This window comes from Clostridiales bacterium (assembly GCA_014799665.1).
Lineage (GTDB): Bacteria > Bacillota > Clostridia > Christensenellales > Pumilibacteraceae > Anaerocaecibacter.
Genome location: JAAVHP010000012.1, coordinates 133,561 through 159,955, shown reverse-complemented (window position 1 = coordinate 159,955; position 26,395 = coordinate 133,561). Strand labels below are relative to the sequence as shown.

The following is a 26,395-nucleotide window of genomic DNA, read 5'->3' as shown; positions in this document are numbered from 1 at the left end:
CTAAATTATTGTTTATCTTTCCGTTATTATACACCCAATAATATAAAAAGTAAAACGATTAAGCGCACTATACCTTGCATGCAAGGTATAGTGCGCTATACTTATATTCTGCTTCTGTGGTAAAATTCCCTATGGGAACTACCGTAAACCGTACTTTCTTTTTATCGTTGGGCTATTAATCTCGTTACGAAATTATTCGGGTTTAACGATATATATTCATTTCCGCAAACACACAACACTAAAAGTTTCTTGCTTACTCCTTTTCAAAGAAGTAAGGAAAAAGAAAAGTACGGTTGTTACACCGTACTTTCTTTTTGTTGATTAGAACTCGTCGGGGTTAAACCCGTCGTTGCTCGCGGGGCGCTGAGGCTGTTGCGGGCGTTGCTGTTGCTGCGGTTGCGCAGGGCGCTGAGGCTGCATATTACCGGGCATGGACGTCGCGGGTCTTGCAGGTTGACCTTGACGCGGCGGCATTGCGCCGGTACTCATCGATGCGGGTCTGTTGCTGCCGGGCACGCTGTTGATCTGCGCCGACTGCGACGGGATACCCGAGCCAGCGTTGAGCTGCAAGCTGTTCTGCATAGGCGCGCTCTGTCCACCGCCGATCATGAAGCCGGTATCGGTCATGGTTTGCGACGTAGGCGGCAAGTATCCGAACGATTGGTAAGGAGCTGCTGCCGCGTTCAAGCGCATCATTTCTTCTTCGAGCTCGGTCTCGGATTCGAGGAGCGCCTCGATTTCCCTTCTCATCTTGCGTTTCTTGACGATAACTATGATAAGGATAATGAGCAGGATCAAGAACAAGAGTATGCAAGCGAGTATGATCCAGAACCAGAACCAGTGCGCCTGTATGAACGAAATCATTCTTACCCACATGGTCATTTCGGGCGCGTTGGTGCAGGTTACCGTAATCGTGCGGTTGTAAACCCTGCCCGAAAGGTCGGTTACATTGAAGTTGATATCCGCTTCGCCGCGGTAATTAAAGGTAAGCAGTATGAACGGTCTGCCGCCGTTTACCGTATCGTCGTAGTCGAACATCGCTTTGACCTTAGACGATTGCGACGATGTGACGGGATCGACGAACGCCATGAAGTCTTCGGCGTCGATATCCTCGAACCACATTTCGGGATAAATCTTGATCGTGCGCGTCTGCTGATCGTCGAGCTTCTCCACCGTGTATTCGTAAAGCGTCTTGCCGCCCTTATAATCGGGAGCGGTGTTGGTCGTAACGACTACGGGAAGCACGCGATCGATCGTTACATTACCCGCCTCGAACACGACGTTAACGTTAGCCGAGGAGCCTTCGGTCTTGGCGTAGATGCGCCAGCTGTCGATGGACGACGCAGAGGTCGTAGCCGCCGAAGTAAGCGCGCCCGCCGCCTGACCGGGAGCATAAATTTCAAGATTGTTAGTGCCGTCCTCTATAAGGCTCTTAATCGTGTAGCCCTGAGCGTTCTGCTCGCCGAGGAGCGCTACAACGTCTATCGAGCGAGTAACACCATAAGCGATCGTTTGCGTTTCGAGCGTTAGGTCGACGTCTTCGAGCGGATTGGCTATTATAATGTCGATTATAAGCGTGAACGTTTTGCCATCGATTACGCCGGCTTGCGCGCCGTCGATATAGCCGCTGTCCTTAATCTTGATACCGACCTTCTGGCGCCCGTAAACACCGGCGGTGGGAGTAATCGTGAAGGACTGCTGGTATGCGTCCGAATAGGACGGGTCAACCGAGCAAACGGTAACCTCGGGTATGGGATCCTGGTCGTCTCTTACTACGCCGTCCTTGTTAGGACCGTAAATACTCGGACGAAGGCTGGGATCGCCGTTATCGGTGTTGTAAACGCTTATCTCCTCGATATACGTGTAGGTATGCGTGAAGTTAGAGTTATCGCCGACTTCCGCCTTTTTGGCTTCCGCATCGTATGCGTCGCCGTTATCGTCCGTAATGAAGTCGAGTATGCTCAGCGTAACCGCTTTTTCGGTTATTTCGTCACCGACTGCGTCTTTACCCGCGCCCATAACCGTGATCGTCTTGTTAGCGCCCGGTTTCTCATACGGCGCAAGGTTATCTACGGTAAGGTTGATTGTAAGAACGCTGGTTACCGATGTTTGAATGGAGTCGCGGAAGCACAGCTGAACGGTTGCCGTCGCGCCGCGTTTTGCGGACACGCATTCGAATGTAATAGCCGCGAGCGAGGATACGTTGTACTTATTGTTTGCATTGGACGTGCGAACATTGAACAGCGTTTCGTTGTTGCGAATAATTCTACCCTCGTTGGAAGCCGTTTGGTTCATGAGATAGCCGTCGTTGCCCATAAGGCTGTTCTCGTTGCCGGAGTAAACAAGCACGTACTCGTCCATGTCTATATCGGCGTCGGAAATGATATCTCTGATATTGAGTCTTAACGACTTACCTCTTTCGAGCGTTTGGTCGAGCGTGTAGCCCTCAACGATCGAATAAGTAATCGCGTATGCGGGCTTGGTCTCGGTTGCGTCGAAATCGTTTATGGTCTTGATTTCGGGAACGTCGTTCTCGACGCGAACGTTGATAACCGTTTTTGCAAGCTTGCTCTTATCGCTCATGCCCGCACGGCTAGTCAAGGTATCCGCGGCGTAAAGCGTGACCTTAACGTTACTGTACTTGTAACGGTCTTCGTTCGCGTAACCACCGGTAGGCGGCTGACCCGTGAACGTCTTGCGGTTGATCTTGATAGTTACCTTGTGCGTGTTGTTATCGAAGCTAACGGTAACGATATCGCCAAGGCCCGTCAGGGTTTCCGCACGCTCGGGAACAACGTCGTAAGCGGTAGACATTATTATGCTCTCGGCGCTGCTGAACGCACGGTCCTTAACGTTGAGCATATCGTAGTCGTAGAACAAGCCGTACTCGGGATCTTCGAGGTTGTAAATATCCCAAGTGAGCGAGTCGCCCGCGGTACCCGTAAATGTGAGGAATTCCTCGTCGCGGTAAATCAAGGTGTCTTCTTCGTTTTCGTCGGAGCTCGGAACGCTTACCTGGGGATAACCCATGTTAAACGAGGTCGCCTCGGTAGCCATAAGCTGCGAGTTCTTGACCGAAGCGGTCAGTTGCGCAGCGACTTCCTTAGCTGTAAGCGACGAGCCTTCGTCGTTGTACGTGCGCTTGGATACGGTGATGTAAAGCGGGATGTTATCAAGCGATGTGCCGCTCGAAGCAATCGAAGCCGAGTTGGGAACGATCGTCAAAGTCTTACCGTTCTGCGCGATGGAGATCGTGAAGAAGCTGTTGGTGTAAGTCGCGAGGTCGAAATTCTTTCTGTCTGCGGAATCGTTGAAGTCGCCGTCTCTGCGATAGGCCAACATATAATCGCCTTTCTCGGATTCGGTGAGCGCAGCCATTTCATCCGCCTTAACGGCAACGTATCTGTCGCCCGACTTTCTGAGCATGGCGTAAACGTAAACGTCGTATGCCGCACTTTCCGCCTCAGCGTCGCCGTCGTAGAACAGCGTAGCGTTCGCCTTGTTGTTCGATACGAGCGGGATAATGACGGGCTCGTAGTTTTCGGTATACTCGGCGTAGCTCATGATCGTAGTGGCATACGCCTTAGAGGCGGCTACCGATTGGATATCGCCCGCGGTAATGTATACGCGAATTGTGATCGTGCCCGAAACCTCGCCGTGCGCGTCTCTGACCGCGAAGGTTACGTACGAATACTTGTCTGCAACGTTGATAACGTCTGTCGCGGTAATAACGATATTCTCGTCGGCCATAGGCGTTTCCGCCTTGACGTCGATCGCGTTTACGTTATTGGGGTTGGTGATGCGGAAGTACGAGCGGTCCGCGTTTTGATTAACGGTGAGACCTGCGTCGTCGTAAAGGTCGATATCGGATACGAAGTCCCTGAGACGGATAGAAACGCTGTCGCCTACGTGGAACTGCTCTTCCGGTTTGGTGCTGTTACCGATTTCGTAAACGGTGCCCTCCGAGCCGTCGCCGGTGGGATGCTCTACGTATTTAAGCACCTTTGCGCCCGTCTTGTTGAGCGTTGCCTGATCGGTTATCGTCTTAGGCGCGCTCGAACGAACGATTATATTGAACTGAACGCTGACAGTCTTGCCGCCGCCGTCTACGAGCGTAAGCGTTAAAGAAACATTGCAAACGCCGTTTGCCGTAAACTCGTAGCACATAAACTGACCGCCGCTCGTCGCGCCCTCGGGCGTTATTCTGTAATTGCCCGTGTGCGTGATCATACTGTCGGTATTACCCTCGTCGTATTTGGGCGTCTGGAAACGGAGCGTGCTTGCCGCATCGTCGCTGCCTACGATAAGCGAGCCGAGATAGTTGGAAGTGTTGGTGCCGAATGCGGCGTCAAGCGCAGTAGCGTCGGTGGCTTCGGCATAGTTTTCGCTGGCGTAGTTGTTCTTTACGGTTTCATACCAGCTGAAACCGCCGTCCTGATCGCCGTAGTTGAGGATCTCGCCGGTGCCGCTATCCGTCTTACGAAGGAAATCGTTGCGGTCGGCGGCGTAAAGCTTAAAGCTCTGCCCCGTCGTCATTTCGATCGTTCTGATATCCGCACCCTTGAAGGTAGCCGCGTTCGCAGTCGGGTTCTCGTTATTATACGAAATGGAGAACACGATTTCCTGCGGCGTCGTGGTATCTTCGGGCTTGGCGCTGTCCTTGAACGAGAACAGAAGGTCGACCGTGCCGCTGAACGCACTGGTAGCCGTGAACATGATAGTAGTATCGGTTACGTCGATACCGTTTTCCGTCTTAGCCTGAGCTGCGGTCTTGACCTTGACGGGAAGCGTAGTACGGGAAGCCGCGCCTACATACGTGTAGTTGGAATCCCCGCCGGCAGTTTCGGGCATGGTCAAGTAGTCATGAGTATACTTCTTAAACGTCTTGGTATCTTCGTCGTCGGAAGAACTACTGAGCTGTGCTTCGCTCGTAACGAACGAACCGCTGTCGCCGAGTACGATATCGTTATCGACGAGAAGATTGGTAACGTCTACAAAGAAGTTAGTGTTCTTGGACAGGCTGAACGAGTAAGCGGCGTTATTCCTGTAAGTAGACGAGCTGTTGATTGCCGCGTAGTTATTGAGCTGGCCTTTTTCGTTATAGAAGACCGAACGGTTGAGCGCAAGAGGGTCGTTATTCACGTAAACGCGAATGATTGCCGTTACGTAGTTACCGGACAGGAACGACGAACCGTCTACCTCATCGTAGAATATTACTCTGAACGGATAGTAGATATTGTAGTCGCCGTCGACCTTGAGGTGGTATTTCTCATACAGCTCTTGCTGCTTCGCAGTCGTTTTAAGCTCGTTCTGAGGAATATTGAGCTGAGTCTTAGCTACCGGAATAAACTGCAACGTGGACGAAACGCCCTCGCTCGGCGATACCGTAAAGAACTTGTTATAGCCGGGGTTGGCTTCCTTCATCGTAGTCACGTACGATTTGCTTATAGCGTCTTGAAGGTCCGCCGCAGTTTGAAGTTTATATTCCTCGTCATAGTACTTATATGCGTACGTTTCGCCCTTATCCGACGTAGTCGACGTGACGGTAAGGTCGTAATAGTTGTAAACCGCGCGAGGCGTACCGCCGAGTGCGTACGTAGACGCCTGCTGGATATGCTCGCTCTCCGCCGCGGACAAACCGCCGGTCAACGCCGAAGCCATATAGAACTTCATGGTGTCGGTCTTATCGGCGTCGTTATAATAGAGCCTGTAATCACCGAGCATACTGTCCGTACCGGTGGCTTTTTTGTCAATCAACGCAACGGTCTTACCCGCGACGTCGCTCGTCGTCATTTTTACGTGAACGTCGTCCGAATATCCGTCGATATCGTTGGTCTTATTGGTTTCGGGATTGGTGTACTCGACGGACGGCTTGGAGTTGTCGACGTCGATTTGTACGCTGATATACTGGACCTTGGAGTCCGTAACCGTCACCGTATTCGACACCGTTTTAAGCGCAACGGTAAGGGTGAGCAATCCGCTCGAACGCTCCGCGACCGACTTCTTTTTGATATTGAAGCCGTACTTATCCTCGCGGAACATACTTACGCCCTTAACGCCGTCGCATTGATCCCATACAACGGGAGGCTCGGAAATAGCGCCTACAGTTTCGCCCGTTTTAATCGCCGAAAGGTAGAAACGTTGGTCGTTAATATACCCCTCGGAATTAATGTAATTTAAGTCGTACTCGTAGGTTATATCAATATAGGGGTTGTTCTTAATGGAGTTTTCGCCCGAAGAACCAGACCACCTGCCGCCTTTGTTATCGGTAAGAGTAAGGTTATCGAGAACGAGATCGAGATTAGATCCCGTGCCCCAATACTTGTAGCTGTCGCCGTTATCGAGGAGCGCGTTAGCCTGCGACGAAGTGTACGCATTGGCAAACGTTACGTGAGTACGACCTTCCGTTTGGACGGTGCCGTCGGCAGGCATGGCTATATAGCTCATGGGAACTTTCGTTCCGTTGCTGACACTTGCCGATACCTTAATGGGATCGTAATAGAAAGGACTTGACGGGAAATGCTTATACGAAGCCGCCGAATCGATAAACGTGGAATCGCTCTGGCTCGTGATAGTTACCGTCTTTGCGAAGTAGGCGTATTGGAAGCGCTCCGCGAACGCGTAGGTATCCAATTTGTCCTGCGTGTAATAGCCTACCGTCGTATCCTTCTTGGGATAGTCGAGCGTACCGAGACCTGTCGTATTGATGAGGTAATCGGTCGTCTTGGGGCTGGTAACAGATGCGTCGACGAGAGTTTTCGCCTCGACGTTGGGATCGGTGCGGTAGTACTCGTGCATAGCGGTGATATTCGGGCTCTCGTAATCGTAGTAGAGGTCGATGAACCTTACGGTCGACGAGTATTCGCCCAAAGTTTCCGTCTTGGTCGCATTGTACAAGGTTGCGCCGTCGTGGTCGTCCTTAACGGCGATACCGAACCTCGTGGAGTATTCCGTACCGTTGCCGTTATCGGTTATTTTAATTGCCCAATATTGGCAGGTAGAACGAACGTCGTCCGCACCAATCGGAACGAAAATTTCCCTGCCGTTAGTGTCGAGCGTCTTCTTGTAATAGAGGATTTCGACAGAGATCCACTTGCTGTCGCCCGTCGCTTCCTGGTAGGTCTGCGAGTAAATAACAGCGGAGGTAGTATAGGTGTTGAACGCGCTCTCGCTTATACCTTCCTTTCTGTCAACCTTTGCGATAGGCTGTTCGAACTTATCGTCACTCGAATTGGTCGCCCACGATACAGGCGCGAGAATAACGTTCTGCATTGCGTCGGCATCGTCGAACAAATACATTTTATTGTTCGCGGACGCGTTTACTACGCCGGAATCGTGAAGCTCTTTGCTGTTGAATATATAGCGAGGCTGTCTCTTTTCCGCCGTATTATCGTACTTGATCATCCAGTGATAGTCGATATGGTTATTGTTGCTCTCGTCTATCGTCTGAGTAAGCGTTTCCGTGTTTTCCGTAGGAAGAGTGTTGACAACATCGACCAAAATGCAGAGGGTGTTGTACTGAACCTGCGCACGGTAGCCGTCCTGTACGTCGAATATAACGTAGATAGGCAACGGGAAAAGCTGCGTGGACGAAAGCGCGCGAATGACGATAACGTCCTCGCCCATGCTGTTCTTTGACAGCGACGCGCTTATGTAATCGGATAGATCGTACTTAGCGTCGGAAGCGTCCGCCTTTACGTAGTTGCCGCTGCCGTCGACCTTTAAGTACTCGGTAAAGTACGTGCCGAACTCGCCCGTATCGTAGTTGAACGTTTCGGGATTTTTGGTCTTATCGAGAAGCGCAGCTACTTTGATAGTGCCGGGAACGAAGGTAGGCGTATCGCCGTCCTTATCGTAGGCAACCTCCGCCGACGTAAACTGATAGGACGTGGGGTTGTTAGTCGTAGCAGTAACCGCCATGGAATAAGGAGCGGAAACGCGCTTATCTGTAGAACTCGAAGGCTTGTTGTTAGCCGCGGTGTTGAGCACAGGCTTAGCGTTAAGAACGGTAACCGTTACGAGGAATTCCATATTGGAATAGCCGTCGCTTACAGTAAAGCGAAGCTGAACGACGGCAGAAGTCGTACGCGAATTACCTGTGATATTGATTACGGGAATACCCTGAACGGTACCGAAGCCGACCGTAACGTAGCTCGAATATTGACCTGCGTTGGTAAGGAAGTTATCGGTATTGGCAAAGCTGAGCGTTTGCGCCGTAACAGGCGTAGAAGAAAGAGTTGCCGTCGGGCTCACTGCGTGTGTAACAGAATACGATTTAAGAATGGAATTCGTTACAAGGTCGGAGAAGCCGTCGTCTTCGGGGTTGGAGTTGAATTCGCTACGCGACGGGTTGATCGCAACCACGTCGTTTACGTCGGGATCGTATACGAAGTCGTACGGCGTAATTTGAACTACGTCGTTACGCTCTATAGTATAGTTTACCGCTTTGGCGCCGATATTGCTATTGGCGAGGAACGTTCCTTTTGATGTGTAATTGATAGGCTGCGAAGCGTCGGAAGTGCCGCGACGGGGAGATACCGCGCGGTTCTCAACTTTAACAAAAATCGGAATTGTAGAAACAACGGTCGTGTCATGAACGTCGACTACTTTTACCCTAAATCTGAAATACTCATCGTTGGTCGCGCGTAACGCCGTTATCTTCAAGCCTTTTATAGCTACAGTGTTACTGCTCGTATAATTGCTTACGTCTACAATACCCGTCGTTTTGATCAACGCATAAGTTTTATCGTTGAAAATTCCCGAAGGGATGTTAAGCGTTACGAGCTCGACGTTAAAGAACTTTTCCGTATTGTCGTATATGATTGGATCGGCGTTACCTCTCGTATCGAGGAAAACGGCTTCGCTGAGCTGAGCGTGACCGCCCACCGTAGTTACAAGCATATCGGAGTCCTGCAAGAAAGGATTAGCAGAGCCCGAATAGGCGTTGCCGTCCGCTGTGGTCGTACCCGCAGCAACGAGACTGCCGCCGGTCATATAGCTTATAGGCGAAAGGTAAACGCTGTCGCCCGTAACAAGCGTAGGGTTACTGCCGTTGCCGCTGTACGGATCTTGCGTACCGGGGGTGTAGCCCTCGAAGCCAAGCGAGAAGTTTGCCGCAGGCGACGTTGCCGTGGGCGCGGACGATTTGACCTTAATGGCAATGGGATACCACAAGCCGGTATCGGAAGTATCGGACGGGTCGATTATGCGTACCAATACGTAGAAGTCGCCCGTTCTCTCCCTTTTTCCGTCGAAGTCGCTGTACATATAAGTAGTAGCGGCACGCGCTGTGAAGCTTATGGTCTTATTATTCGTGTACTGATATGTTACGCAAGCGTTTGCCGCCGCGCCGCTACCTGCCAATGCTATTACGCTGCTGTTGAAGCCCGTATCGGTATTGCCCATAGCGGTAGTAGTCGAAGTGTTGTTTTGCGATCCCGCAAACTTGGCGTAATTACTCGTCCCTTTAAGCTTAACGCTCAAATTGGACATATCGACCTGAACGTACTCTTTGCTGGGCACGATAAGATTGGTCGTGCCTTGGGCAAAGTACGAGGTTAAGTTATTGCCGTCGTCTATGTCGTAGACCAGACTGTTTATGCTGAAAGGTTTGGTTTCGCCCGCTTTAAGCTCGACGTACGGCTCGGTCGCAATGCCTGTGTTAATACCGCTTACATCCGACGATGCATAGTACGGACGGGTATTTGCGATACGGAAAACAAGATCTATATCGGTATTCGTCGAACCGATAGCCACCTTTGTCGCCGTTTCGCTGGTCTGCGCCGTAATGGTCGCCTTGACGTACGTCGCTTGAGGGGGACGCACGCCCGTGGCTTTAACGGTTAAAGACGGGTATAAGCCGGTAGCGTAAGTGCTGTCCGCATTATAAGTGATCGTATAATAGGCCGTAGAGGTCGTATTTTCTACGCTCTTGAACGCTACTTTATCATACGAAGTATCGCTATCCGTATAAAGATCGCTTGCGTAAATGGTATACGCGGTCGTATCGTTGGGTGAAATTGGCTTGGGAAGGAATACCGTCTTTCTGTTCGTTGCGGAAGGATGATAAACCTTATATGCGTTATCGCTTGCCTGATAGTTAAGCTTTGCGCCATCGGTGCCTGTGGTCGCGGTAGCAGCCAAGCCGTAACGGTACTCATATCCAGTCTTTTTAAACACCGTTGCGTTTGCACTCGCGGTATTCGGCGCGGCCTTCGAAGTTATCGCGTAGTCGTTTACCGTCAGATAGAACATTGCAACGGAAACACCGCGCGTAGTAGTCGAACCGAACGCGTCGCGAACCCTTGTGTATAGCGTTAATCGCCTATCGGCTGTCGCGCCGTCCACGCCGTTGCGCGGGATCTTTTTAATGTTGGTTATAGTAAGTGTGCTCGCCGCCCACGTCCAATCGAGATAGTTCGTTGCAAGCGTTGTGCACGCGGAGTTAAGGAAAAGTCCTGCGTTTGCCGCCGGAAGAGTATCGTAGTTAGTGGTAGTGCCGTTGGTATAGTAAACGTTGTTCGTATTTCCGCCCGAAATGTTAGTATAGTCGGGGTCGTAAGCAATCGAGCTAGCCGCAATGGTAAGGTTACGGCTCGTGCCGCGGTAGTAGTTAGCCGCAGTGCTCGTAATGGTTGCGTTTCTGGAAGTAGGTCCTACGTTGACGTTATCGCAGGTTATCGTTGCGCTACCGTTACCCGCCGTCGTGCCGCGCGTATAAACCGAGTTCGTCATACCCGCTTTTACGTAGCTCGCGCCGCCACCGCCGCCGTAAGCGACACAACTGCTCTTGTTAGCGCCGCCCGCGCCGCCGTAGTAGCCGCCGCCACCACCGCCGCCGCCGCAGTTGGATGTACTGCTTTGACCGCCGGTGCCGAAGCTGCCTGCGCTACCGGGACGAGTACTAGTAGAAGCCGTACCGCCCGCTGTCGCTTGACCGCCGTTAGCGCCTGTACCTGCGTTACCGCCCGCCACTACGCCCGTGCCGCCGGTTTTAGTCGTACCGCCGCCGCCGCCGTAATACGCCGAGGAGTTGCTGTTACCCGCTCCGCCGCCGCCGCCTGCAACGATAAGGATCGCGCCCGTATTGCCTGAAAGCGAAGAAAGCGTACCGGTAGCCGTAGCGATATGGGTTGCGCCGCCGCCACCACCGCCGCCGTGACCGCAACTACGCGAAGAACGTGCCGCGCCGCCGCCGTTATAACCGCCGGCAAGCGTCGTTAAATAAGACGAAGTATTATTTCCGCCCTGTCCGCCTACAACTATATATAAAGTAGTGGCTGCGGTAAGGGTAATAGTAGCCTTAGTCGTACCGCCCAATCCCCTGACCGCAGTGTACGAGCTGTAACCCGTACCGCCGGACGCACCGCTGACGGAAAGCGTGAACGTACCCTTGGGAAGCTTTATCGACTGCACGCCGCCCGTATAGGCGTATGTAATAACGTCGCCGTTACTAAGCTTACCCGCGCCGCTCCAATCGCCAGTGAGCGTACCGCGGTTAGCGGAAGTCGTAACCGACTGTTCGGGCTGCGTAACGTCGTCTACCGACGGCGAAGACCCGAACACGTTAAAACACAACGCGCAAGTAACCGATATCGCGATAGCCGTAATTAATGCGACTATCAGTATCAGCGCGCGCTGCATTCCGCTTAGATGAAGTCTATTTGTGTTGTTTGGACGGTTTTTCATACCTTACCTCACTACGAAAACAAATCGTTTGTTTACAATTTGTTCATAATTTCGTATGTATACAGGTAAATGTTAACACATTGTTCACAATTTGTCAATACTTTTAAGAGTTTTTTCGACATAAGTTTTAGAAAATATTGAAAAATTTAGGTTGGGCGCAAACGCTTGACAAATTTAACCGCACAATATATAATTGTAAAGGTGCGCGGGGGTGGCGAAATTGGCAGACGCGCAGGTCTCAGAAGCCTGTGGGTAACACCGTACGAGTTCAAGTCTCGTCCTCCGCACCAAAAAATATGAACAGGTCTACCCTGTTCATATTTTTTATTATCGAGACTTGAACTCCTTGGGGCGTGAGCGTTAAGAAAATATGCCTGTGGCATATTTTTAGCGAACGCGCGAGCAGCTACGCTGCGTCGCGGGCGGATTGCGAAGCAATACGCGCCAGTCTCGTCCTCCGCACCAAAAAACCACGGATAGATTTTCTATCCGTGGTTTTTTATATTATTACCTGAACCTTACGCCCTGTGCCCTATTCCCTATTCCACTTCCACGAAGTTCTCGGGACCTACGCCGCAGATAGGGCAAACGTAATCGGCGGGAAGCTCGTCGCCCTCGTAGATATAGCCGCAAAGCTCGCACTTGAATTTTTTGGTCGGCTTTTTCGCGCTCGCGGCGGGAGTCGACTTATCCTCGAAGTAGGTCGGCGCGGTCTTAGGCGCGCTGCCCTTGATCTCCTTATGGTAATAGTCGTACGTCATGGGGTTGCGGTTGTTCAACTGCTCGGCGGCGCGAAGCTCGCCCAGGAACACAGTATGCGTGGGCGTTTCCATCGTGTTTATCACGTCACAAACGATATAGCCGCAGCTGTCGGTCAGAACGGGCAGTCTGCCTTCCACCTTGTAGTCCACGCCGTCGAACTTGTCTATATCCCTGCCCGACTTGAACCCGAACGTGCCTATGATCTTGGGATCGCTGTCCTCGGCAAGTATGGAAATGGCGAACTTGCCCGATTTCTTGATACACTCGTTGGTGAAGTTGGAATGATTGATACTGACGGCAAACGTGGCGGGCTCCGCCGTTATCTGCACGGCGCAGTTGGCTACGCAGCCCATCGGCTTACCTTCCGACCAACTCGTTACAACGTACACGCCGTAGGAAAGCTTGGTGATTATACTGTTTGACATGGTTATTCTCCTTAAATAGATTTTGTCGTACTTATTATACGTCGTACATATTATACATAGTTTTTCCCTTTTTGTAAAGAGTTAAAACCAAGGTTTAGTAAACTGCGCGGCAATCGTTTTCGCTTGACTTTTCATGCGATTTAATATACACTTATAGGGTATATATATTATAAGGATAGGAATTGCCAGTTTTTCGGCGTTTCCTTCGGCTTTTCAAAGGACTAAAATATGTATCGCATCGGTTTGGATATAGGTTCTACGACCATCAAGACGGCGGTGCTCGACGAAAGAGACACGCTCGTTCATTCGAGTTATCAGCGGCACAATTCGGACGTGCGCGCTACTTTATATTCCGTACTCAAAGACCTGCTTAAAAATTACAATACCTTTACCATTACTGTGACGGGCTCGGGCGGTATTTCCGTGTCCGAGTGGCTCGGCATACCGTTTGTTCAAGAGGTTATCGCAGGGGTCGAGGCTATTAAACGGCTAATTCCCGAAACGGACGTAGCTATCGAGCTCGGCGGCGAGGACGCCAAGATCACCTACCTTAAAGGCGGCGTCGAACAGCGCATGAACGGCACCTGCGCCGGCGGCACGGGCGCGTTCATCGACCAAATGGCGGTCCTTCTCAACACCGACGCGCAGGGGCTTAACACGCTCGCCAAGGACGCGTCCATTATCTACCCCATCGCGTCGCGGTGCGGGGTTTTCGCCAAGTCGGATATTCAGCCGCTCATCAACGACGGTGCGAAAAAGTCTGACATAGCGGCGTCCGTTTTCCAGTCGGTAGTCAATCAGACCATTTCGGGTCTTGCTTGCGGCAAGCCCATTCGCGGCAACGTCGCATTTCTCGGCGGGCCGTTGCACTTTTTGAGCGAGCTCGGACATAGGTTCGAGGTCACGCTCAATCCCGAAAAGTCGATTTTTCCCGAGAACTCGCAGGTTTTCAACGCTATCGGCGCGGCATACAAGTCCGAAAAACAGTTTACGAATAAGGAATTGCTCGAAAAGTTAGAGCGCGTAAAGGATATTGCCGACGCCGAGGTCTCGCGGCTCGATCCCCTTTTCAAGTCCAAAGACGAACTGACAGAGTTCCGTTTGCGGCACAGCAAGGTGTCTATACCATTCGCCGACATACAGCAACACAAGGGCGCGGCGTTCCTCGGTATCGACGCGGGCTCGACCACTACAAAAGCGGCGCTTATCGACAAGGACGGCGGGCTTTTGTATTCGTGGTACGGCTCGAACTCTGGCGATCCGCTCGCTTCGGTCATCGATATAGTCAAACAGATATACGATCTTTTGCCCGAGAACGCGTTTATCGGCTACGGCACGATAACGGGCTACGGCGAGAGCCTTATAAAAACGGCGCTCAACCTCGACAACGGCGAGATCGAAACAATGGCGCACCTCACCGCGTCGCAAACCATACTCCCCGGCGTAGAATTCCTACTTGATATCGGCGGGCAGGACATGAAATGCCTGCGCATCAAGGACGGCGTTATCACCGATATTCTTCTGAACGAGGCGTGCTCGTCGGGTTGCGGAAGCTTTATAGAAACGTTCGCGCGCGCTATCGGCATGAACGCCGCCGAGTTTTCCAAGGTGGGCGTGCAGTCCGCCGCCCCCGTCGATCTCGGCTCGCGCTGTACCGTGTTTATGAACTCGCGCGTCAAGCAGGCGCAAAAGGAAGGCGCGACAGTCGCCGATATTTCGGCAGGGCTCGCCTACTCGGTCGTCAAAAACGCATTGTTTAAGGTTATCAAGCTGCGCGACGCCGCCGAAATGGGCAGCAAGGTCATTGTCCAGGGCGGAACGTTCCTAAATGAAGCGGTTTTGCGCGCATTCGAGCTTGTGTCCGGGCGCGAGGTCGTTCGCCCCAACCAAGCGGGGCTCATGGGCGCGTACGGCGCGGCGCTAATAAGCCGCAACAACTACACGGGCGGCAAAAGCTCGATCAAAACGAAAGCGGAGCTTGAAGCGTTCCGCGTTGTCAAGTCGTCGCGTAGATGCGAAAAGTGCGGCAACCACTGCCTGCTTACCGTATCGGAGTTCGACGACGGGCGCACGTTCATATCCAACAACCGTTGCGAACGCGGAGGCAACGCGCCCGAGAAATCGCAAAAAAAACCGCCGAACCTATTCGACGAAAAATACAAACGGCTGTTCGCCTACTACCGCCCGCTGCCCGAGGACAAAGCGCCGCGCGGCACGGTCGGTATTCCGCGCGTACTCAATCTTTACGAAAACTACCCGTTCTGGTTCACCCTTTTCACCGAGCTCGGGTATTCGGTCAAGCTGTCGCCGCGGTCGAGCCGCGACGTGTATTCCCGCGGCATAGAAACAATGCCGAGCGAAAGCGTTTGCTACCCCGCAAAGATAGCGCACGGGCATATCCAGTCGCTCATCGACGACGGCGTGAAGTTCGTTTTCTATCCCTGCCTGCCGTACGAGCGCAAAGAGGACGAGCACGCCGACAACCACTATAACTGCCCCGTCGTCGGGTCGTACCCCGAGGTTTTGCGGCTCAATATGCGCGACGAGTTTATAAATAACGATGTCAAATTCATGGCTCCCTTCCTGCCGTTCGCTTCGCAAAAGCGCATGACCGAACGGCTCAAAGAGGAATTTCCCGATATCCCCAAGCGCAAAATCGCCGCCGCCGTCAAAAAGGCATACGCCGAACAGCGCGAATTTAACGATTGGTCGCGCCGCCGCGGCGAGGAAATCATAAAAGAGCTCGACGAGAACGGCGGGCACGGCATAGTGCTCGCGGGCCGCCCCTATCATCTCGACCCCGAAATAAACCACGGCGTGCCGCAAATGATAAACTCTTACGGGTTCGCCGTTCTCACCGAGGACAGCGTGGCGCACCTGCACCGCGCGCCGAGACCGCTCCGCGTTGTCGACCAGTGGACCTACCACTCGCGGCTGTACAGCGCGGCGAACTTCGTAAGAACGCGCGACAACCTCGACCTCGTTCAGCTCAACTCGTTCGGCTGCGGGCTCGACGCGGTAACGACCGACCAGGTCCAAGAACTACTCGAAGCGGCAAACAAGGTATACACGCTCTTAAAGATAGACGAGGTCAGCAACCTCGGCGCGGCGCGCATACGCATACGCTCGCTAATGGCTGTCATCAAGGACAGACAGATCAAAAAAATATCGGCGACCGAGCCCGCGCCGCAAGAAAAGCGCGTATTGTTCACCGAACAGATGCGCAAGGAATATACAATACTTGCGCCGCAGATCTCGCCCTACCACCTCGACCTCGTTCAGCCCGCGCTAAGGCGGTTCGGCTATAACGTTCAAGTCCTGCCCGACAGCGACAACTCGATCGCCGCGGGGCTTAAATATGTAAACAACGACGCGTGCTACCCTACCATAGTCGTCGTCGGCGAGATCATGGACGCGCTGCTTTCGGGCAAGTACGACCTCGACCGCACGGCAATCATCATGACCCAAACGGGCGGCGGGTGCCGCGCCACAAACTACATAGCGCTTATCCGCCGCGCGCTCAAAAGCGCGGGCATGGCGCAGATCCCCGTGATCTCGCTGTCCGCACAGGGCATCGAGAAGAACCCGGGGTTCAGTATCGGGCTAAAAGAGCTCATTCCGCTCGTAAACGCGCTTTTATACGGCGATCTACTCATGCGCTGTCTGTACAGGGTACGCCCCTACGAAAAGGAAAAAGGCGCGACCCAGGCGCTTTACCAGAAGTGGAACGACCTGCTCGGCAAGGAGTTTGCGAGCGCCAACGTGCCCGTTAAGAAATACTGCAAGCAGATTGTCGCCGAGTTCGGCGCGGTCGAAACGCTCGATATAGCCAAGCCGCGCGTGGGTATCGTCGGCGAGATACTCGTCAAGTTCCACCCGCTCGCCAATAACTACGCCGTAGACCTTATCGAAAAGGAAGGCGGTGAAGCGGTCGTGCCCGACCTACTCGACTTCTTCATGTACTCGTTCTACGACTCGACAATCAAGCACGACCTGCTCGACGGCTCGGGCAAGGCTAAGCTTGTGTCTAACGTCGCTATCAAGTTTATCGAGCATTTGCGCAAGCCCATGATCGACGCACTGCGCGACACCAAGTTCGGCGCACCGACGCGCATAGAAAAGCTTGCTAAGAAAGCCAAGGAAGTAACGTCACTCGGCACTATGGTCGGCGAAGGCTGGTTCCTGACCGCCGAAATGATAGAGCTTATCGAGGAAGGCGCGCCCAATATCATTTGTATGCAGCCGTTCGCCTGCCTGCCCAACCACGTTACAGGCAAGGGCGTCATGAAAGAGCTCAAACGCCAGTACCCGCAATCGAATATCGTCGCCGTGGACTACGACCCCGGCGCGAGCGAGGTCAACCAAATCAACCGTATCAAGCTCATGATGTCGGTAGCATTCGACAGTATCCACAACAGCTAATCAATAAAATTTATCCTTAAATTCAGAGGTAGAACCATGAACACAACAGCATTAGTCGGCGCTCAGTGGGGCGATGAAGGCAAAGGCAAGATAATCGATATCTTGGCGCAAAACGCGGACTACGTAGTTCGCGCTACGGGCGGAAGCAACGCCGGTCACACCGTCGTCAACGGCGACAAGACCTATAAGCTTCATCTCATCCCGAGCGGTATTCTCTACCCCGACACCGTCAATATAATCGGTAACGGCGTAGTGCTCGATCCCAAAGTAGTGCTCGAAGAAATGGACAGCCTTGCCGCGCTCGGTGTTAAGTTCGACAAGCTTTTGATCGATCTTCGCGCGCATATCGTCATGCCCTATCACAAGGAGTTCGACGAGCTCGCGGAAAAGGCTAAGGGCGCGAACGCTATCGGCACGACCAAGCGCGGTATCGGGCCGTGCTACGCCGACAAATGCGACCGCATAGGCATAAGGCTTATCGATTTCCTCAACCCCGAGGTTTTCGCGCAAAAGCTCAAAGCCAATCTCGAACTCAAAAACAAAATAATCACCGCTGTATACGGCGGCAAACCGCTCGACTTCGACGAGATCTACGCCGAGTATATAGAGTACGCCAAACGCCTTAAACCGTTCGCGTGCGATACGGGCGCGGTGCTTTATAACGCCATTAAAGCGAATAAGCGCGTAGTATTCGAGGGCGCGCAGGGCACGCTTCTCGACCTAGATAGCGGCACGTACCCGTTCGTCACGAGCTCGCACCCGATAACTGGCGGGTTCTGCGCGGGCGCGGGCGTCGGGCCTACCGCTATCAAGGAATGCTTGGGCATTGCCAAGTCGTACACCACGCGCGTTGGCGCGGGTCCGTTCCCTACCGAGCTCAACGACGAAGTCGGAGAGCATTTATTAAAGGTCGGGCGCGAGTACGGCGTTACGACAGGCAGAGCGCGGCGCTGCGGCTGGCTGGACGCGGTCATACTTCGGCTCGCCGTGCGCATAAACGGACTTACCGCGCTCGCTATCAATAAGCTCGACACACTTTCGGGCATTAAGAAATTAAAGATTGCAACTAAGTATATCCTTGCCGACGGCACCGAAACCACGGACTTCCCCGCCGATATCAGTATGCTCGAAGGCATTACGCCCGTTTACGAGGAGTACGAGGGCTGGACGGAAGACCTTTCGGGCTGCAAGTCCTTTATGGAACTGCCGAAAGCCGCGCAGAACTATATTAAAGCGATAGAAAAACTTATTGACTGCCCCGTCACCATGATCGGCGTCGGTCCCGACAGAGATCAAAATATATCCAAATAACCTACTTCTTTGAAAAGAAGTAGGCAAGAAACTTTTAATGTCGTGTATTTGCCTAAGTGGTTCATTAAACGCTACACCCGATTAGCTTCGTGTCGTTATTTATTACTCAACGCCACTCCATCATTCTAAGCGTCAGCGAAAAATCTCAACCTTATTCGCCTTCCCCTATTGAGAAAGGGGGACCCCGTAGTGGTGTCGGGCATTATTAATTCTACGTATTTCTAATTAAAATGAAAAACCAACACCTAATCAAACGGTTTGTATCATACTACAAGCCGCATAAAGCGTTATTTATTCTCGACATGGTATGCGCGCTTACGATATCCTTGTTCAATCTCGTATACCCGTATATCACCAAAGAGATAATAAACAACTACGTTCCCAACCGCATGATGACAATGCTGTTATCGGCTGCGGCGTTTTTGCTCGCCTTTTATGCTATCAAGGCAGGACTTAACTATATCATGCACTCGTGGGGACATATCGTCGGCGTGCGTATGCAAGCGGATATGCGTCGTGAGCTGTTCGCGCACCTGCAAAAGCTGCCCTTCACTTACTTCGACGATAACAAGACGGGCGTTATCATGAGCCGCATGACGAACGATCTGTTCCAGGTCTCCGAGCTCGCCCACCACGGTCCCGAGGATGTGTTCCTGTCGATCGTGACGATAGTCGGCGCGTTCGCTGTGCTCGCCACAATGAATATCTATCTCGCGCTTATAGTGTTCGCGTTCATACCGATCGTGGTCGTGTACGCAATACTCATGCGCAAGCGCATGAAGCGCGTGTATAATCAATCGCGCATAGCGCAAGCCGAAATCACCGCCGACATAGAAAGCGCGATTTCGGGTATGCGCGTTTCGCGTGCGTACAATGCGGAACTTCACGAATGCCGAAAGTTCGAGGGCGAAAACGCCGCGCTCGTCAAGTCGCGCAGTAAACAGTTCAGGGTCCTAGGCGAGTTCCACTCGACAATGACGCTGTTTCTCGATTTCCTGTATTTTGCCGTACTGCTCGCGGGCGGACTGTTCTTTTACTACGGCAAGATAAACGTCGGCGACTTTACCGCGTTCGTGCTGTATATTTCCACTCTCATAACGCCTATCCGCACGCTCGTCAATATCTACGACCAGATACAGGAAGGCGCGACGGGGTTCAAGCGGTTTTGCGATATCATGGACGTGCCCATAGAGCCCGAGAGCGAGAACGCGCTTAGCCCCGAACGACTGGACGGCAATATCGTATTCGATAACGTTACGTTCGGCTACAATCAGGACGGCGCGGACGACGGAACGGGCGAAGCGAAAAAGGTAATTCGAGATTTCTCGCTGACTATCCCGTCTGGCAAGACGGTCGCGCTTGTCGGTCCGTCGGGCGGCGGTAAGACCACGCTTTGTCATCTTATCCCCCGCTTTTACGAGATCGACAGCGGCAGAATAACCGTCGATGGGTACGACATCCGCGATTTGAGCCGCGCTGCGCTCAGGCGGAATATCGGCATGGTCGCGCAGGACGTTTTCCTGTTCAACGGCACGATAAAAGAGAATATCGCGTACGGCGACTTCGACGCGACGGACGAACAAATAATAGAAGCGGCTAAGCGCGCGAACATACACGAGTATATTTCCTCGCTCGAACACGGGTACGATACCAACGTCGGCGAGCGCGGCGTTAAACTCAGCGGCGGGCAGAAACAGCGCATATCGATAGCGCGGGCGTTCCTCAAAAACCCGCCAATACTCATACTCGACGAAGCGACGAGCGCGCTCGACAACGCGACCGAAATGCTTATCCAGTCCGCGCTCAACGACCTGTCGCATGACCGCACTACCCTAGTCGTGGCGCACCGCCTGTCCACCGTCAAGTCCGCCGACGAGATAATCGTCATTACCGAGGGCGGCGTAGAGGAACGCGGCACTCACGACGAACTTATCGCCCTCGGCGGCATTTACAAGAGCTTATACGATTATCAGTTTAAGAATTTATAACTTACTTTCTTTTTCGAAAGAAAGTAAGCAAAGAAAACTTGCGTTAGTTGTATGCACAATTATGTCATTCTGAGCGTCAGCGAAGAATCTCTACTTCTTTGAAAAGAGGTAGGCAAGAAACTTTTACGCTTTTATTTAAAGGTAGTTGAGCTCAACTACCTTTTTCAAAATTAATAATATTTTCTAAAACACGGTTACGGCGAGCCACAGTCCGCCGAGCGCGGCGAACAGCGTGGGGATAGCGACGGTAACGCCGATTTTCAAAAAGTCGAGATACCCGAATTTAAGGTCGTGCTTGCCTATTATCGAGCTGAACATAATGCCGGCGAGCGCGCCTATCGGGGTCATGAACGCGCCGATATTCGAGCCGATAACGGTTGCGAACACTGCGGGCAGTCCCGCCATGCCGTTACTGCCCGAAATGATCGACGAGAACAATACGGACATAGGGATATTATTTATTACGTTCGCGGCTATAAAGGAAGTCGTGCCGTACTTTAATATCGATAGATCGCTGCCCAAAAACTCGCCTATCCTAGCTGTAACGCCCACGTCGCCAAGCACAACTATCATTACGAACATGGACAGCACGAACGGCACCAACTGGTACGGCGCGCGTTTAAGGCAGCCTATAAGCGCTTCCGGCTTTCTCCTCCGCACGATGGAAATTATGCCCGTGAATATAAACAAGCTCCCCACCGCGCACACGGCAATGAGCCACATTTCCAAATTTATATACGACCCGACGGCGAGCAGGACGGTACACACGCCGAGGTGCGCGATACCCACCCATAATAATAGTTTATCTTTTATTACGACCTGTTCGCTCTCGCCTTCTATCGGCGTTTTTAGCTTGCGCCCGTATACTAACAGCAGCGCACCGAGTGCGACTAGCCCTGCGAAAATCGTCGGGATAAAGCTGTATTTAAGGTATTCGGCAAACCCCAGTCCGCACGCGGTCGCTAGATAGATATTCGTCGGGTTGCCTATGATAAGCGCCATACTCCACGTATTTGCCGCTACGAACTCGGCGGCGAGATACGGCATGGGGTTGATTTTTGCGTTCTTGGCGAAGTAACAAATGAACGGCGTGAACGAAAGTATTATAATATCATTCGAGGTAAAGACCGTAAGCACCGATACGATCAAATACAAATACAAAAAAAGTCTTATCTGCCCCGTCTTGGCTTTTTTGAGCGTAACGCTCGCGAGGTAGCTGAAAAACCCGAGCTCGTCGAGGAATATCGACAGCACCGTCATCGACAGGAACAGCACCAAAATTTTCAGCGGGTTGATCGCCGTGTCGGCTATTAACGCATTGCCTACCGTCGCGAAGTCGGTATCCGCGCAAAGGAAAATAACGATTGCGCCTACAATCGTTACTACCCAATAGGTATCGATACGTATTTTGCCGAGCTTTATCTTGGGAAAGAATAAAATGCTCAGTATCATAACGATACACGTTATACAGCAAAATATTATCGGTAAAATCATTTTTTCCTAATTTATTTACTGACGACCTTGATAAACTCGGCGAACAACGGGTGCGAGCTGAGAAGCCGCGACTTGTATTCGGGATTGAATATCGTGCCGATAAAGAACTTGTTGGTGGGAATTTCGAACGCTTCGGGCACACCAGTCGGGGAGTGTCCCGAGAACACAAGCCCGTTCTTTAAGAACAACTGCTCGTACGTTCCCGAAAAATCGAAGCGGTGGCGGTGGCGTTCGCTGATAGCGGGCGCGCCGTAAATACGGCTGAGATAGGTGCCGGGCGTTATCATTGTAGGGAACGCGCCCTTTTTGAGCATGGGCGGTTCTACGCTCGTCACAACGCCGTACGCCGAGTTCTGATCGAATTCCTGCGAGTTGGCGCCCGTCATGTTGCAAACGTTGCGAGCAAACTCAACAAGCCCTGCTTGCGCGCCTAAGCCGATAAGAAGGCACGGCACGTCGTTCTCGCGCGCGTACTTAGCGGCGATTATCTTACCGGTAAACCCGCGCTCGCCGAAGCCCGAGCCGATAACGATACCGTCGTAGCCTTTAAGTATATCAACGTTCTGCTCGACTTCCGCGCTCGATACGAGCGAGATGTCAACGGCTTCGTTCTTCATGAGCCCTGCCGCCCACAGCGCGTCGGTAAGCGATTGATAAGCGGTCGCCTTTTCCACGTACTTGCCGACGATAGCGATACGCACGCGCTTTTCTGCGCTCTTGACCGCTTCGCCGCGCGCGCTCATATCTTCCCACGCCGAAAGCTTGGGCTCTTTTATTTCCATTTTGAGCTTTGTGAGCGCCACGCCGTCGATATTCTGCGCGTGCAGTCTTAGCGGCACTTGGAAAAGATCCTGCGTAGTCACGCTCTCGATTATACAGCCGCGGTCGACGTTGCAGAACAACGAAAGCTTTTTCTTAGCGCCCTCGTCGAGCGGTTCGTCCGAACGGCACACGATAATGTCGGGGCTGATACCTATGTTTTGAAGCTCCTTGACCGAGTTCTGCGTGGGCTTGGTTTTGTGCTCTCCGCTCATCTCGATAATAGGAACGTATGTAATATGCACGTACAGCGCGTTACCCTTGCCGAGCTCGCCGCGGCACTGACGGATAGCTTCTAGATAAGGATGGTTTTCTATATCGCCGACCACACCGCCGATTTCGCACACGACAACGTCCGTTTCGGGACGGTTGAGCGTGTACAGCGTGCGCTTGATCTCGTCGGTGATATGCGGCACGACCTGAACGGACTCGCCGTCGTACGCGCCTTCGCGCTCGCGCTTGATAACCGCAGAATATATCTTGCCGCTCGTGATATTGCTGTTTTCGGTAAGGTTCTGGTCCAAAAACCGCTCGTAATGCCCGAGCACGAGATCGCCCTCGCCGCCGTCGTCGGTAACGAAAACCTCGCCGTGCTGGTACGGACTGAGATACAGCGAATCCACGTTAAAGTACGGATCGAACTTAACGATATCCACGGTATAGCCTTGAGCCTTGATAAGCATAGCCATGCTCGCCGCGGTTATTCCCTTGCCCAGGCCCGACACAACGCCGCCGGTGACGAAAATGTATTTTGACATGAGATATATTCTCCTACGATTGTCTATGGTGTAACCTATAACCTATTTATTATACCACTATTGCATGATAAAAGCAAGCTTTTACAGAAAGCCGTGAAAAATTAAACTTACTTTCTTTTGAATAAAAAAAGTAAGCAAAGAAAAGTTACGTTTATGGTTATAAGCTTTATTTACACCCATGCGAAGGTAGCTAAGTTGAAATGAGATTCTTCGGCAACCCTCAGAATGACGGAAAGAATGGCGTAGATAAATTTATAACGAATTAAAGTTCCTCGGGTGTAACTCACAACGAACCACCCAAGCAAAGACACGACCCAAAAAGTTTATTGCCTGCTTGTTTCAAAGTGGCGTTGAGAACTTAATAACGAAACGAGATTACTCGGGCGTAATGTAAAATAAACCACTTTTGCAAACACACGACACTAAAAGTTTCTTGCCTACTTCTTTTCAAAGAAGTAGGTAGGTTAAAGCTTAAAATTGATCTCTTTGAGCTTTTTTGCGTTATACTCGACGACGTCCAACAGCCGATCGAATATGCGCTTAGCGTCGGCGCGTTCTGGAATAGACCGAGAAAGATTACTGTCGGTATTATCAGAGTGCGCAAAGAAATTCCGCTGCGCGAAATACTCGGTATACAGCGCGACCATGACCTCGGCGTACACAACGCTGTTGATACGCTTGGTATACCCGCTTTTCAGCACGTACTTGCCGCTCTCGTCCTTGTCGTACGCCTGACCTATCATCTTAACGTTGATACCCTCGGCGCGTTGAAGATCGAACACGAACCGTTCAAGCCCGCGGAACGCAGGCACAAGCAAAACCGAATAATCGCTCAAAACAAGCTCGCTTACGCCGAAATCGTGAATACCGTACGAGAAATCCTTTCGCGCCTGCTCTGACAAAAAGTCATACGCCGTCGGCAACCGCTTTTTGAGCTTAGCGTCGATCTCGGCGAGTTTCTTATCCGCCTTAGCTGTGCGCACCGCCTTTCCGCCGTTCTGCTCGAACTTATTTTGATCCTCGCCTACATATCGGTTAAGCTGCTCCACGACCTCGCCAAACAGCTTGGTCTCCTTGCCTTGGAGTTGAAGCGTTTTGCGCTTAGACGCGTACCTAAGCAAAACCTTTTGCCCCATGCCGTCAGTAAGCGTGTACGCCACGACCTCCTGTTTATCCCCGTCGCCGTCGGTTTGTTCGAGCGCCACCACGACGCCGCGTGACTTGAAATACTTAACCGTACTCTCTATCGCATTGAGCGGACAGTTCTTAACCGAATATCCGTTCTTATACTCGGTCTTATCGGTCTTAGCGCTCGGCTGTGCCGATTTATCCTTGGGTGGTCTGCCGCGCTTTTTTGGTGCCGCAGCGTTCACCTGCGCCGATTGCTGTTGCTGCGGCGACGGTATAGGCTGAGCAAACGTTATTGTCGTTTTCTCGCCCGTAACGTTATCGGCCTGCGCTAATTTCTTCGGCGGTCTTCCGCGCTTTCGCTTGCCGCTGTCGGAAGCCTGTTGAATATCCGGACGACTCGCAGGTTTTAATCCCGCGCCCGTAGTTTTACCCTCGTCGTCCGAGCCAAACGATATAGTAGCTCTGCGCGGCGTTAAGCTCGGCGTTCTGCTGCCCACAGATATGGCAATACCGACCTTCCCGTCGCGTTCGTCACTATGTTCCGTATCGCGCTGAACGTTACTCACGCCCTGCTGCGGGCGTACATTCACCCGATTTCCATCGAACTCGCCGTACGAGGTCAGCGGGCGTTTAACAATAGACGTACCACCGTTTCCGCCGTTCCCACCGAAACCACCGTTACCGCCTAGTCCGCCATGTCCTGCGTTGCCACCGTTTCCCCCAAAACTTCCGGTACCGCCGTTCGCGTTCGAGAAGCTGTTGCTTGACCTATCGTTGGGGCGATTACCGTTAAGTGCGATATCGCGTTTAAAACCGTCGTTACGCTTCTTACAAGTCTGCGGCGGGAATATTTCGTCGGTAGAAATGATTGCGCCCTTAGCCGAAGCAAACACCGTAGGCGCGGGTCCGAACTCACTGCGCCGTCTTAAACTATCGGGCGCGACAAATAGCTTGGCGCGCATACCCATATCGCCGCCGACATTTGTCGTCTGCATTTGAGAAATCGAATATGTGTTTTCGGGCTTAACCGCCGCACCCTGTGCAGGCACGGTCGAACGCTTTACCGATTTGCTGTCCGAGCCGAACAGGTCGAGAAGCTCCTTGGCAAAGTCGTAACGCCCCGTTATTGACACTATGCTTGCCGTTGTATCGTACACGACGGCAACCTTTGTTTCGTCACGCAAAAACGAATATCTGTCGTAGTGCGAACGCTCGGTAGCCCGAACAGTTCCGTTTGGAACGAAAAGCTTAGTATCGATTTTATCGATAAAATCGTTTACCTCGCGTTCTTCGCACGGCGAAATATTATACCTTACGTTATCCATTTATTCTCCGCGATAATTTTATTTCGTTATCGTTAAGTTTATAATTTATTAAGCAAAAACACGTAGTATCACGCCTTTAAACACCGTAAAGGCCGATCAATTATTTTTTATAATTATTTCCGCTAAACTATTCTTTTAACTCATTCGTAAATATTTAGTGCGTCCAATTTGATTGGACGGTCGAATATATTATATTGTATTCGACCGCCGCACAAATATTTCTCTTTTAGATTTTTGTCCATTAGTAAAGGCGACGCCTTATTAGGCTCGCC

8 protein-coding genes and 1 tRNA gene are annotated in these 26,395 nt (G+C 52.0%); 4 read left to right on the top strand and 5 right to left on the bottom strand.

The features are described from left to right. Positions 1 to 321 precede the first annotated feature (321 nt). Complete coding sequence (locus HDT28_05580; GenBank protein MBD5132043.1) at positions 322 to 11,688, bottom strand: hypothetical protein; 11,367 nt, start codon at positions 11,686 to 11,688, stop codon at positions 322 to 324. A 205-nt stretch (positions 11,689 to 11,893) separates the two neighbouring features. On the opposite strand from HDT28_05580, the gene HDT28_05575 reads away from it, so the two are divergent. After that, positions 11,894 to 11,978 (top strand) — tRNA-Leu (locus HDT28_05575). A 249-nt stretch (positions 11,979 to 12,227) separates the two neighbouring features. On the opposite strand, the gene HDT28_05570 is transcribed toward HDT28_05575, so the two are convergent. Next, positions 12,228 to 12,875 carry a flavin reductase gene (locus HDT28_05570; GenBank protein MBD5132042.1) on the bottom strand — a complete coding sequence of 216 codons (648 nt, stop codon included), beginning with the start codon at positions 12,873 to 12,875 and terminating at the stop codon, positions 12,228 to 12,230. Positions 12,876 to 13,103: 228 nt separating this feature from the next. Between HDT28_05570 and HDT28_05565 the strand changes: the two genes are divergently transcribed. The 3 genes from HDT28_05565 to HDT28_05555 all read left to right on the top strand — a co-directional run bounded on the left by HDT28_05565 (position 13,104) and on the right by HDT28_05555 (position 20,596). Further along, on the top strand, positions 13,104 to 17,297 hold the full coding sequence (locus HDT28_05565) for a 2-hydroxyacyl-CoA dehydratase (protein MBD5132041.1): 4,194 nt from the start codon (positions 13,104 to 13,106) through the stop codon (positions 17,295 to 17,297). Positions 17,298 to 17,333: 36 nt separating this feature from the next. Then, entirely contained in the window at positions 17,334 to 18,608 is a 1,275-nt protein-coding gene (locus HDT28_05560; GenBank protein ID MBD5132040.1) for an adenylosuccinate synthase, read from the top strand. Between the two features lie 230 nt (positions 18,609 to 18,838). Next, entirely contained in the window at positions 18,839 to 20,596 is a 1,758-nt protein-coding gene (locus HDT28_05555) for an ABC transporter ATP-binding protein (GenBank protein MBD5132039.1), read from the top strand. 183 nt (positions 20,597 to 20,779) lie between these two features. Here the strand turns inward: HDT28_05555 and HDT28_05550 are convergent, their stop codons facing one another. From HDT28_05550 to HDT28_05540, 3 genes are all read right to left on the bottom strand, one after another. Continuing rightward, a complete protein-coding gene (locus HDT28_05550) occupies positions 20,780 to 22,048 on the bottom strand; it encodes a hypothetical protein (GenBank protein MBD5132038.1) in 1,269 nt (422 codons plus the stop codon). A 53-nt stretch (positions 22,049 to 22,101) separates the two neighbouring features. Continuing rightward, on the bottom strand, positions 22,102 to 23,667 hold the full coding sequence (locus tag HDT28_05545) for a CTP synthase (protein MBD5132037.1): 1,566 nt from the start codon (positions 23,665 to 23,667) through the stop codon (positions 22,102 to 22,104). A gap of 464 nt (positions 23,668 to 24,131) precedes the next feature. Continuing rightward, positions 24,132 to 26,123: a hypothetical protein gene (locus HDT28_05540; GenBank protein MBD5132036.1), complete on the bottom strand. Its 1,992-nt coding sequence runs from the start codon at positions 26,121 to 26,123 to the stop codon at positions 24,132 to 24,134. Positions 26,124 to 26,395 lie beyond the last annotated feature (272 nt).

Coding starts and splice junctions, on each gene's coding strand:
- HDT28_05580 (MBD5132043.1), bottom strand. CDS start 11,688: ATGAAAAACCGTCCAAACAACACAAATAGACTTCATCTAAGCGGAATG.
- HDT28_05570 (MBD5132042.1), bottom strand. CDS start 12,875: ATGTCAAACAGTATAATCACCAAGCTTTCCTACGGCGTGTACGTTGTA.
- HDT28_05565 (MBD5132041.1), top strand. CDS start 13,104: ATGTATCGCATCGGTTTGGATATAGGTTCTACGACCATCAAGACGGCG.
- HDT28_05560 (MBD5132040.1), top strand. CDS start 17,334: ATGAACACAACAGCATTAGTCGGCGCTCAGTGGGGCGATGAAGGCAAA.
- HDT28_05555 (MBD5132039.1), top strand. CDS start 18,839: ATGAAAAACCAACACCTAATCAAACGGTTTGTATCATACTACAAGCCG.
- HDT28_05550 (MBD5132038.1), bottom strand. CDS start 22,048: ATGATACTGAGCATTTTATTCTTTCCCAAGATAAAGCTCGGCAAAATA.
- HDT28_05545 (MBD5132037.1), bottom strand. CDS start 23,667: ATGTCAAAATACATTTTCGTCACCGGCGGCGTTGTGTCGGGCCTGGGC.
- HDT28_05540 (MBD5132036.1), bottom strand. CDS start 26,123: ATGGATAACGTAAGGTATAATATTTCGCCGTGCGAAGAACGCGAGGTA.